This window comes from Acinetobacter sp. 243_ASPC (assembly GCF_001054715.1).
Taxonomy (GTDB): domain Bacteria; phylum Pseudomonadota; class Gammaproteobacteria; order Pseudomonadales; family Moraxellaceae; genus Acinetobacter; species Acinetobacter soli.
The window spans coordinates 1-12344 of the sequence record NZ_JVOR01000075.1 but is presented as its reverse complement, the minus strand read 5'-3'; the positions used below and the strand labels follow the sequence as shown (position 1 = coordinate 12344).

General features: G+C 38.1%; 7 protein-coding genes and 4 pseudogenes. 6 read left to right on the top strand and 5 right to left on the bottom strand.

Annotated features, from left to right (window positions below):
• Positions 1-165, bottom strand: a pseudogene (locus ADA42_RS18360) (IS5/IS1182 family transposase); the annotation flags it as partial.
• Here ADA42_RS18360 and ADA42_RS08075 point away from each other — a divergent pair.
• From ADA42_RS08075 to ADA42_RS08050, 6 genes and pseudogenes are all read left to right on the top strand, one after another.
• Positions 158-349: pseudogene (locus ADA42_RS08075) on the top strand (transposase); the annotation flags it as partial. The pseudogenes ADA42_RS18360 and ADA42_RS08075 overlap by 8 nt on opposite strands.
• Before the next feature lie 122 nt (positions 350-471).
• Positions 472-3930, top strand: coding sequence for a type I restriction-modification system endonuclease (hsdR, locus tag ADA42_RS08070; protein WP_048764570.1), 3459 nt, complete (start codon positions 472-474; stop codon positions 3928-3930).
• A gap of 63 nt (positions 3931-3993) precedes the next feature.
• Positions 3994-5556, top strand: coding sequence for an N-6 DNA methylase (locus ADA42_RS08065; RefSeq protein ID WP_048764568.1), 1563 nt, complete (start codon positions 3994-3996; stop codon positions 5554-5556).
• The gene (locus tag ADA42_RS08060; protein WP_053086584.1) at positions 5553-6887 is read left to right on the top strand and encodes a restriction endonuclease subunit S; all 1335 of its coding nucleotides are present in this window, start codon (positions 5553-5555) and stop codon (positions 6885-6887) included. Before ADA42_RS08065 ends, ADA42_RS08060 begins: the two co-directional genes overlap by 4 nt.
• Positions 6888-6975: 88 nt before the next feature.
• Positions 6976-8397 (top strand): DarT ssDNA thymidine ADP-ribosyltransferase family protein, encoded by a 1422-nt coding sequence (locus ADA42_RS08055; protein WP_048764566.1) that lies wholly within the window; start codon positions 6976-6978, stop codon positions 8395-8397.
• A 10-nt stretch (positions 8398-8407) separates the two neighbouring features.
• Positions 8408-9094, top strand: coding sequence for a DarT1-associated NADAR antitoxin family protein (locus ADA42_RS08050; RefSeq protein ID WP_048764565.1), 687 nt, complete (start codon positions 8408-8410; stop codon positions 9092-9094).
• 105 nt (positions 9095-9199) lie between these two features.
• On the opposite strand, the pseudogene ADA42_RS08045 reads toward ADA42_RS08050, so the two are convergent.
• The 4 genes and pseudogenes from ADA42_RS08045 to ADA42_RS18670 all read right to left on the bottom strand — a co-directional run.
• Positions 9200-10347: pseudogene (locus ADA42_RS08045) on the bottom strand (IS3 family transposase).
• Positions 10348-10411: 64 nt separating this feature from the next.
• Positions 10412-10489, bottom strand: a pseudogene (locus ADA42_RS18730) (hypothetical protein); the annotation flags it as partial.
• A gap of 141 nt (positions 10490-10630) precedes the next feature.
• On the bottom strand, positions 10631-11857 hold the full coding sequence (locus tag ADA42_RS08035) for a reverse transcriptase domain-containing protein (protein WP_048764560.1): 1227 nt from the start codon (positions 11855-11857) through the stop codon (positions 10631-10633).
• Positions 11858-11883: 26 nt separating this feature from the next.
• A partial coding sequence (locus ADA42_RS18670; protein WP_048764558.1) for a hypothetical protein occupies positions 11884-12344 on the bottom strand: 461 nt, incomplete at its 5' end.

Genomic DNA, 12344 nt, shown 5'->3' with positions numbered 1-12344 from the left:
ACCTAATTCCGTAAATCTGTTGAGGACTGCTACACGTGCATGAATCTCATTGACTTGGCTATCAAAACGCCTTGCACTGAGTTTATCGCCTAATAATTTGATGCAGTGCATCTTAGTTTCAACCAAACTTCGCCGATGATAGCCTGACCATTTTTTCCATAGTGTCGATTCTGAGCTAAAAATCTATAATCAGGAAATCAATAAAAGAAGAATGGGGATTGAGCATGTATTTGGCAGTTTGAAAACCTTTAAAATCCTCGCTGAACGTTACCGAAATAGAGGTAAACGGCTGGTTTTGATGTTCAATTTAATTGCTGGAATTTATAATTTGGAGCTGAGTAAAAAATGACTTATGAAAGAAGTCTTTTGAACTCGCCGATTTTTCTTAATAAAAATAACGTAAACTGATATCCTTATTTTAAGGGGAGCTTTGTATAAAAGCATAATAAAGTATAGATAATTGTAAATAATATGATGAATTTAAATGAGTCTCAATTTGATTTTTTAAAGGACGTAGATCCTTTGATGCATGCTTTATTGGTCAGTGCAGAAGTGGCATATTACACAGCACCAGCACATACACTTGTACAGACCCGAAAATTTGCTGAAGCGCTAGTAAATAAAGTAGCTCAAGCAAATCAGCTTGAATTGCCTGAGCAGTCGGATTTTCTCTCCCGTATTCGTTTAGTGGAAAATAGGCTTAAGCTGAAAGCTGACTTTATCTCTGTTTTGCATACCTTGCGTGTTAATGGTAATAAAGGTGCGCATGATGCCGAAACCGATCATAGTGATGCTTTGACTTCACTAAGGTTGTCGTATCGAATGGCACAGTGGTTATATATTCTGACCACTCAAAAAACCAAATTGTTCCCTGAGTTTGAAGCACCTGTCGACCCAACGCTTGAAGCACGGCGCATGCGTTTTGAATTGATGGAGCTACAGCAGCAGTTGCGTACGGCACAGGACAAGCAAACTGTTCACTCAGATATTCAACATAAATTGGCAGAACTAGAAGCAGAGAATCTACAGCTTAAGCACCAGCAGCAAGTAGAAGCACAAACCCTACAGGCTCAACTCGCTGCTTATGAAGCAAAAGTAAAAGAGCTGGAACAGCAGGCAACCATGCCTACTTTAGAGACACCTATTGAAGATGAGCAATTGGATATAGCCAATGCTTCATTTGAATTGTCCGAGGCTGAAACACGAGAGCTCATTGACCGTCAGCTTCAGCTCGCAGGTTGGCAGGCAGATACACAGCTTTTAAGGTATAGCAACGGCGTTCACCCGCAAAAAGGTTTAAACCTTGCAATAGCAGAATATCCGACGTTACTGGATGGTGAAGAGGGTTTTGCAGATTATGTACTTTTTGAAGGCTTGATGCCTGTTGCAGTGGTCGAGGCAAAAAAGCAGAACAAAACCGTCAGTCAGTATATTCGTCAGGCGGAGCGTTACTCACAAGGCTTTCAATTTGCGTCTGATTTAGACAAGCCATACAAGAATACGCCGTGGACATCTGAGGAAAAGGTCTACCACATTCCTTTTGTGTATGCATGTAATGGTCAAAAGCAGTCTAAGCGTTTAGCTGATGAGGGAGGAGTCTGGTTCCGTGATGTACGACATCCATCTAACATTTCTAGAGTGTTGCAGGGTTTCCATTCACCAGCAGGGTTGAAACGAAAACTTGAGCAGGATATTGAACGTGCAGATGAATATTTAGAACAGACTGAGATTCTGCCATTCAATGATCGTGCCTATCAGCGTGAAGGAATTAAAGCCGTTGAACATGCGATTGCCAAAGACAAGCAACGTATTTTATTGGCTATGGCAACAGGCACAGGTAAAACACGTTTAGCGACTGGTCTAATGTACCGATTAATCAAAAGCCAGCGTTTTAAGCATATATTGTTCCTGGTTGATCGTTCTACTTTAGGCACACAGGCATTTGATGCATTTGGTGCTGAAGTTATTGAGCAAGGCCAAACCCTGGCACAAATCTATACGGTTGCCGATTTAGGTGTAGATACTACTGAACGTCCTGAATTTCAAGTTGCTACAGTGCAAAGCTTGGTACATCGTCTGTTTAACAGTGATACACCACTGCCAATCGATTTTTACGACTGTATCATCATTGATGAAGCACACCGTGGTTATACCCTGGATAAGGAAATGACTGAAGGTGAGGAAAAGATTCGTGATGAAGCACAGTATCTATCTACCTATAAGCGTGTAATCGACTATTTTGATGCCACCTTGATTGGTTTGACTGCAACACCTGCACTACATACAACGGAGATTTTTGATAAACCTGTATTCACCTACAGTTTTACTCGTGCTGTAGAAGAAGGCTATTTAGTCAACTATGACAAACCAATTCGCTACATCACCAAACTTAGTCAGGCAGGTATTGAAATACCTAAAGGGACAAGCGTTCAGGTGATGACTAATGCCACCGGGCAAAAGACCACGGCGCTGATACCCGATGACATGGATTTTGATGTCGCAGACTTTAACCGACGCGTGATCAATGAAAGCTTCAATAAAGTCATATGTCAGGCATTGGTTGAAGACCTCAATCCACTCGGTGATGAAAAGACCATGATTTTCTGTGTGACGGATCGTCATGCGGATCAGGTGGTAGCATTGTTAAATGAGCTTTTCAAAGAGAAATATGGGAAAGACTGGAATAATGATGCTGTGGTGAAAATTACAGGCAATGCAGATCAGCCAAGCAAACTGGTAGAGAGTTATAAAAAGAATAAGTTTCCGAATATCGCCGTCACCGTAGATTTGCTTACCACGGGTATTGATGTACCTAAAATCTGTAATCTGGTGTTTATGCGTAAAGTTCGTTCACGTGTGCTGTTTGAACAGATGCTCGGTCGTGCAACTCGGTTATGTCCTGATATTGGTAAAACAGAATTCCGTATATACGACGCCGTAGATATTTTTGCGACCTTGCAAGTGGTGAATACCATGCAACCAATTGTCGTGCGTCCAAATATCAGCATTGATCAGTTGATTCGTGAGTTAAGTGATCCTGAATTGATGCAGAAAGCTAAAGCAATCAATGTTCCTTGTATTGATGAAGTCAAGCGTACGCAAGCGGATATCGTTCTCGATGAATTTATTCAGAAAGTAACCCGTATTTTAGGTAAGGCTGAGAAATTTAAGCATCATCCTGATCAGGTCAAACTGCGTGAAGCACTTGGAAAAATCAAAGAAAACTTTAAGGTTGATTCATTTAAGCTACCACAAATGCTGCGTGCTAAAGGCGTGGATGATCTTGGCAATTGGCTACAGCAGAACAGTGCGATTTTAGAAGCACGATTGGCTGAGGTTTGTAGTGCTCTCGGCACCTTGGATTTACCCATTATCTCGGATGAGAAAGACGAACTGATTGAACGCGTCGTAGATACGGCACATCAACAGCCTGAAGATTATCTGGAATATTTTGATAGCTTCGTTAAAACAGCCGTGAACGACAATGCCGCTATCAAAGCGGTTGTTACACGACCATCAGATCTGACTCGTGAGCAGTTGCGAGAACTGGAAAACTTGTTGACTAGAAAGGGCTTTACCCAAAGCAAGCTGACACAGGCACTAGGTGGCAATGAGTCAAATCAAACATATGCTTCACAGATCATCTCTATGATTCGCCGTTCAACATTGGGTGAAGAAATTTCTTCTGTCGAAGAGCGTTATCAGCGGGGGCTAAACAGGATTCTACAGCAGCGTGCATGGACGGAAGATCAGAAGCAATGGTTGGCACGTTTAACCCTGTTTATTGCCAAAGAGGTGGTGGTTGACAAAAATATGATTCACCATCAATTCGCCAAAGATGGTGGGGTAAAACGCCTGAGCAAGTTACTTGATAGTGACGTTGAAAAACTGGTCGATGATATCAATGAAGGGTTGTGGCAGGCATCCTAACTGTTACAATCCACCCGTAATTAAATTTCTATATTTTTCACATTTTCTGATGAAGTGCAGCACATGACACAAAATGATATTGTCCAAAAACTCTGGAATCTTTGCGATGTATTGAAAGATGACGGGATTAACTATAGCAACTATGTGTCTGAACTGGTGATGCTGCTCTTCGTTAAAATGGTGGATGAGCTAGATGACGAGTTTTCAACACTTGCAAAGATTTATCCTGAAAAATATAAGTGGGTGAAATTTAAAGATCACACAGGTATTGATTTACTGAACTTTTATAAGCAAATGCTTTTAGATCTGTCGCAAAGCCAGCATGAATTGATTGCTTCGATCTATGCAAATGCACAGACATATTTACGTGAGCCACGTCATTTGCAGCAGTTGATCAATGAATTTGACAAACTAGACTGGTTTAGTATTAAAGCGGATGGTTTAGGCGACCTATACGAAGGCTTATTAGAAAAGAACGCAACTGAAACTAAATCTGGTGCAGGTCAGTACTTTACGCCACGTCCATTGATTAACTCTATTGTGCGTTGTATGCAACCAAAGCCAAGTGAAGTGATTCAAGATCCTGCATGTGGTACGGCGGGCTTTTTAATTGCTGCGGATGCGTATATACGACAGCACCATGATTTATATGCACTGACTGAACAAGAAACTCAGTTCTATACTTTAGATGCTTTTGTTGGTGTTGAGCTTGTTCCGAATACGCGCCGTTTAGCACAAATGAACTGTTTACTGCATGATATTGGTGGTGAGCAAGGTGCAATCAAGCTGGGTAACTCGCTTGGTCCTGTAGGGCAGGCGTTGGCAAAAGCGGATGTAATTTTAGCCAATCCGCCATTTGGTACATCTAAAGGTGGTGAAGCGAGTATTACCCGTGATGATTTGCCATTTAATACCTCAAATAAGCAATTGGCATTTTTACAGCATATTTATAAAAACTTAAAACCAAGCGGTCGAGCAGCAGTTGTATTGCCAGATAACGTTTTGTTTGAAGCTGGGCAAGGGACAGCAATTCGTCAGGACCTGATGAACAAATGTAATGTGCATACGATTTTGCGTTTGCCGACAGGGATTTTCTATGCGCAAGGTGTAAAAACCAATGTGCTATTTTTCACGAAAGGAACAGAAGCCAATCCTTTACAAGATGAAAACTGCACAACGGAAACATGGGTCTATGACTTACGTACCAATATGCCAAGTTTTGGTAAGCGTACGCCATTTACGGAAAGCCACTTAGAAGGTTTTGAAACTGTGTATGGCACAGACCCGAAAGGTTTATCAGCTCGTACAGAAGGTGAGTGGTCACTCACGGAAGAAAGCCAAGAGCAAATGCTTGAAAATAGCCGTTGGCGTAAGTTTAGCCGTGAATGGATTAAAGAACAGAAGGGAGATTCTTTAGATATTTCATGGTTAAAAGACAATGATGCAATGGATGCTGCGAACTTACCTGAACCGCATGTGTTGGCAAGTGAGGCAATGTCGGAACTGACTCAAGCGCTAAAAGAGTTAGATGCCTTAATGCAGGCTTTAGGTGAAACAGAGCAAGTCAATACGCAAAAACAACTTTTGGCAGATGCGTTAGGTTTGGCAAATGGTGAACAAGCATGAGTTTAGATAATTTGCCTTTAAGTTGGGCGAGTACCAAACTAGTAGATGTATGCGAAATTATTCTAGGTCAGTCTCCCGAAGGCACGACTGTAAATCAAAATAAGCAGGGGATTGTATTTTATCAAGGTAAAACTGAGTTTGGTAAATTGCATCCTACTCCTAGAAATTACTGTACGGCACCTAAAAAAATTGCTAAAAAAAACGACATTTTACTATCTGTAAGAGCACCTGTGGGACCAACAAATTTAGCAAATGAAACAACTGCTATTGGACGTGGATTGGCAGCGATTAGATCTCCATCAGATATTGGATTCTCATACCTTCTCTATTATTTTAAATATCTTGAGCCATGGTTGAGTCAACAAGGAACAGGAACAACTTTTAAAGCAATTTCTGGTGAATTTATTAGAAACTTGGATTTTCTTGTACCTACTGAAGCCGAACAACAAGAAATCGTTCGTCAGCTTGATATCATGCTTGCTCAGGTTGAGCAAATTAAAGCGCGTTTAGATGCTATTCCTGCCATCCTTAAAAAATTCCGTCAGTCGGTTTTGGCGGATGCGGTGAGTGGTGAATTAATCAATCAAGGTTTTAATCAATTATCAGTAGAAAGCCTTTCTGATTATTTAACTGATGTGCGTTATGGAACATCAAAAAAATGCTCTGAAAGTTTAATTGATGCTGTCCCTGTTTTACGTATTCCTAATATTGCAGATGATGGAACAATAGATTTTACCAATCTAAAGTATGCAGAATTTGAGTCTAAAGAAATTAAGCAGCTTCAGTTATCTAAAGGTGATTTACTGTTAATACGTTCAAACGGTAGTCTTGACCTTGTTGGGAAATCAGCAATAGCTGATGAATTAGATAAAGTCGTGTTATATGCAGGCTATCTAATACGTCTAAGATTTAATGATTCTGTGAATCCCCAATTTATTCAATATTTTTTACAAGCTCCTCAAACAAGACAAACTATTGAGAATATTGCTCGTTCAACAAGTGGCGTGAATAATATCAATAGTAAAGAAATTGCTAGTTTGAAAATTCAATTACCATGTATTGACCATCAAAATGAGGTTGTATTAAGAGTTAAGCAGTTGCTCGAATTAAGTAAGCGAATTGAAGAAACTATTAAATCAGCCCAAAAACGAGTGAATTTTCTGACTCAATCTATTTTAGCCAAAGCCTTTAGCGGTGAACTGACTGCCGAATGGCGTGAACAGCATCAAGACCTCATCACGGGCGTAAACAGTGCGGAAAGCTTGCTTGCTAAAATCCAGGCAGAACGGGAAGCGAGTAAGCTTGTGAAAAAGGCTAAAAAAGTAAAATAAACTTTTTTAGCCTTTATGGTTTATAAGAAAGGTTTTAGAGGTACTCAAAAGAGTGCCTGAGCTATATTAAATTTATGTGAGGGGTATAATGGAAATTCTTTTTTTAATAGGAGGATTCTTCTTACTATTTATTTTAATAGCGCCTCTAATTAATGCATTTGGTTCAAATAGTCCTCATAAAGACAAATCTCAAGCTGAAAAAAAAGAGCAAGCTTTAAAAGATATCAAAAAAAACTATAATACGAGTAAAGACTTACTGTTTAAAGGACTAGAGGCAATACATGAGGGTGCAGCTCAGTTAGAAAAAGCTACAGCAGAGCTGGCCGATAAAACTGATAAATATCAAAAAGAAGAATATGAAAAAGATTATCATCGCACTAAAGCCAAAGTGATTGAAATAAATAAAAATAGAAAAGATGCGGGTTTAGAAGAAGTTTCTCTGATAGATTTTTTTGAATACAATAAAGATTATCAGGAGCGAGCGCGTAAAGAACTTGAAGTTTTAGAGGCAAAAAAACGTGCAGAACGTCTAGCTTTACTTATAGAAGAGCATAATAAACTTGAAATTGAATCTAAAAATAAAGGATTAAAAGCAAAAGTTGCTTCCGAAGAAATTTTAAAGAAAAGCCACTCTATAAGAGTTGATAATGAGAGTAAAACTCCTCAATTAGCACCCCAAAATTGTCCACCTATACCGGCTATATCTAGCCAAATAATAGACATTAAGCTAGATGCCCTGCCGAAAGGATTGGTTGAATTTATCTATATTCGTTATTATTTGACAGGTGAAAAATCGCTACCAAAACTGAAATGTATACACGACAGTTGGGAAAAAAGTATCTATGCTGATTCAATACTCAATGAAGCGCAGTGGGCGAAGATCATTGAAAAAATGTCATTTTATCCAATAAAATGTAAAAAAATTAATGCATTATATCACTTTACACACAAAGGTAATTTACCTTCTATTTTATCAAAAGGTTTACTCACGAAGAAAACCTTGGAAGAGCAAAATATTGAATATAAATATAATGATGAAAAGCGTCTAGATGGTATAAAAGACTCTATCTCCCTGTCATTTAGTCATCCAAACTGGAAAATGTTTTATAAATATAGGGCTATGATAGGGTTAGAAGATTGGGTTGTATTAAAAATTTCTCCTGAATTGTTGTCGGGTAATACCAATCCAGATTTAAGTTTATTGAATGATTTTGATTATCTAGATAAAGCAATTTTCTGTAAGAAGAATGCGGCACATTTTACCGAAAGAACTAAGACTAGCGAAGAAAGAAAATCCCACAAAGTATTTTTGGATATATTTGAATCGACAATTGATATTGAATTGTTTACTTACCCTTACTTAAATGAGTCGGAAATTCTTTATCAAGGGAATATTCCTAAAGAATTTATTCAAGAGATTCATGTAATTGAACAAGACCCTGAGCTATTATGGGTAAACGGTTTAGGCTTCAAGCTTAATGTCAATAAAACAGTATTTGATAAAAGATAAGGAAATCATCATGGCGAAAAGACCAGTATTTGTGCCTAAACTGGACGGCGCTACGCTTGTAGATATTGTTGATGTTGAGTTTGAATGGTTTGCCGGAATGCACTTCACACAAAAACAAAAGTCGATTCGATCCTTGCATGAAGCATATCGTATACGGAATCCAGAAGCCAAGCTTCTAGAGATTTCGAGCAAGTCTGAAATTGAATTAGGAACACAACTCAGTGCTTTCAATCTCATGTTTAAAACCAAAAGTGGAAAGAATATTAGTGTCGAAAGTATCTTTCAATCATCCAAAGTATTCTCTGACGGCGGTCCGTATAAGGACATTATGGATATGAGTTCACGAGATGCGAAAAAGAATAAGCGCCTTAAAAATTCAGGCAATTTGATTGCTTTTGAATATCGAGATACACGTTGGCAACTTGAACCTAAAACAGCCTTTTACGACTGGATTTATTTGAATGCACTCAATCTGAATGATGACCTAAAGCAACAAGCACTTGCATATGATGCATTTACTGATATTGAGTTTAACCCGCAAAAGTCGATTAACTGCCAGGCGTATTCAATAGCGCTCTTTGTTGCTTTGAGCAAACGTAATCTGTTGGTGGGTGACACAATTCCACCTAAAGATGAATTTATTGAACTTGTTGAAAAGTTTACGATTAAAAATACAAGTGATGGTTTATTACTTTAGATTGGCTATTCAAATTGAATAGCATTTCCATAGATGTGATATAAATAATTTAAATTAACTGTGTCGTATATACAAAAAAATGAGAGGTGAATAGCCACCAAAATTCTAGACACACATAACCATCTTTTGATTGGCCTTTTCATAATCTAATGGAGAACGCTGACCATTTGAACCATGTCTGCGTTTTGAATTATAGAACATCTCAATATATTCAAAGATATCGGATCTTGCTCCAGTTCTAGTTGCATAGATTCTCTTTTTAATTCGTTCCCGCTTTAATAGCTGAAAGAAGCTTTCTGCAACAGCATTGTCATGGCAATTGCCTCTACGACTCATACTACTTTCAGGATTATGATGCCTGAGAAATGTCTGCCATTCATGGCTGGTATATTGGCTACCCTGATCAGAATGGATTAGGACTTTGTTCTTTGGATTTCTCCGCCACAAAGCCATCAATAACGCATCTAAAACCAGATCTGTCGTGATTCTTTATTTCATAGACCAGACAACAACAAGACGTGAAAACAGGTCAATCACAACTGCAAGATAAAACCACCCTTCATGTGTACGGATATAGGTAATGTCCGTCACCCATAATTGGTTCGGCTCAGTTGGATTAAACTGTCGATTTAAGCTGTTTGCGGCAATGACAGCCGGAGTACCAGCGTAAGCTCTAGGCTTACGATAACCACGCTGTGATTTAAGACCATCTGCTTCCATCAGCAGATGTACTCGATTGATCCCGCAACTTTCGCCAACATCTTTCAAATCACAGTGAATCTTGCGATAGCCATAGACTCCGCCAGATTCCAGCCAGAACTGTTTAATCAGTCCTGAAAGCTGTTGCCGTTTCCTTGCAGTTTTACTGGTGGGTTGCTTTAACCATGCGTAATAACCACTGTGATGAACATCTAACGTTGAACATAAACGACGAACAGGCCATATGTGCTGATTGTCCTGAATAAAGGCGTACCTCATTTGGACTGGCTTGCGAAGTACACCGCGGCCTTTTTTAATATGTCCCTTTCTTCAGTAACCCGTTGCAGTTCTTTTTTTAACTTTGCTAATTCTGCGCTTGGATCATTAGATTCTATTATCTTGGGCTGCTGTGGATCATAACGTTTAATCCAGGTATAAAGACTATGGGTGGTGGTTCCTAAACGTGTAGCAACCTCGGCCACACTATAACCTTTCTCAGTGACTTGTTTTACTGCTTCAATTTTGAATTCTTCAGGGTATCGTTTACTGCTCATAAGCACCTCGTTAATTAGCCATTTTATCTAACTAAAAGATGTCTACAAAATCGGTGGCTATTCAAGCACCCATTTTTCCACGTAAATCATTGGCAATATTCCAAAGCTGTCTTTGTAGTTGTTGCAATTGAACCTGAGTCATCTTGAACATTATTAAAATATGAAGCAAATTGTGGTTAGTTTACCGATAAATACTGTTTTTATCATGTAATAAAAGGAGTATTGCGACAGACTTTGGCGTAGATATCCTTTTATATTTATCTATTATTTTTGATATCGGATGTTATTTAGTTTTCTTCAATGGGGGTAATTTTGATGTTCCAATAAGATAGCTTTTATGATCTGGTTGAACTTTGGATATATCAATCCCTAAATTTTTAAATAGCATATTTATTGCTCTGCTTTGGGTATCACAAAGCCTATTTCTAAAGTCCTTTAGGTTTTTGGATTCAGCGTCTTTATAACAATGTGCGTAACCCAGAACAATTTGTTCCATGCGATTTATTGTCTTTGAAAAAGTTAGCTTTTTCTGAATATTCTTTGATATCGAGGTTAACTCTACAAGGGAATCTTCTACGTTCGCAATAATATGACTTGGAATGTACCAGTTATATTCTTCGTTTTCATATGATAAATCCAACCCTAGGAATGTGACAGGTTGGTACGGAGCAATAATTTGGGTTTTACTTTTTTGATCTATCCTAGGTAGGCTTAGCTGAATATTTTTTAATTGTTGTTCTACTTCGAGAAACACGGATTCACATTGTTCTTTTGAATCCAAAAAGAAGATGAGATCATCTGCATATCTAACATGCTTGTATTTCTTTCTTTTTAGCCATTCATCAAATTCGGAAAGATAAAAAGACGCTATTAAAGGAGACAATGGCATACCTTGTCGAACTCCTTTGCCTGACTTAGATTGAATGAGCTGCTTTCTGTTTTTTGAATAGTCTAAAGGTATAAGTGGATCACATTTTACGATTGATTCAAAAAGATAGAAGATATCCAAAGGTAGAGTTTGCCTGAAATCCTTGATTAATTGAGAACGATCCAAGTTGTCAAAAAATGAAGAAATATCGGTTTTCAAGACAAATTCTTTGGTAGAGCGTAGGTCTTTTGCTTTTTGTCTAGCTTGTATTATTCCTACTCCCTCAACTGAAAAATCGCTACTTTTGAACATAGCTAAATCATCTTTACGATGTTCTGCCAAATATTTAATCAAGATCATTTGTACTAGCCGATCTTGGATCGTTGGAATACAGATTAATCTAGGTTTTTTTTCAGGCTTTTTTTTATCGTAGATAACGACTGGATATAAAGAAGAGAACCTAAAAGTTTTTGATTTGATTGCAGAAATCAGATTCGTTTTATGGGATTTTAAATTCTGTTCAAAGCCTTTCAATGATAAGTAATTGGTATGATATTTACTTTCATAAGTAGCATGATTTTTTTGTTTGAATAGTTTGAAAATAATATCGAAGTTATCTGAAAAATAATCATGGAATAGCATGTAAACTCGCTGTCATTATGTACTTGTTAAGCTATCTCATAATGATAAAGAAGGGGAGGACTATTGTGTTTGTGACGATTGTTACAGGTACGATCATTGCTGATTCGACTACCAGTATCATCATTAGGGTTCATGCTTACGTCACTGTTAGGTGATATCTTCATTAGCCTATTACAACAATAGCATTGTGGTTCCACACCCAAGTTAATTTTAGACATGCTACTATTATTATACCATAATTTCATGTCTATCGCCAAAATTAAGATACTTAACGATGCAATTAAAATTGCAGAATCATCATATCCATTGAGCTGTATCAGAATAACCGTATATTGAATTATCCATTTAAACTGCTCAACATATTTTGGTTCATAAACCGCCGACCACATGCCGCCCTCCATCTTGAAATTATCAAGTACCTTCCAAGTTGTTTCGATAGCTAAAGGACTATTGTGTTTGTGACGATTGTTACAGGTACGATCATTGC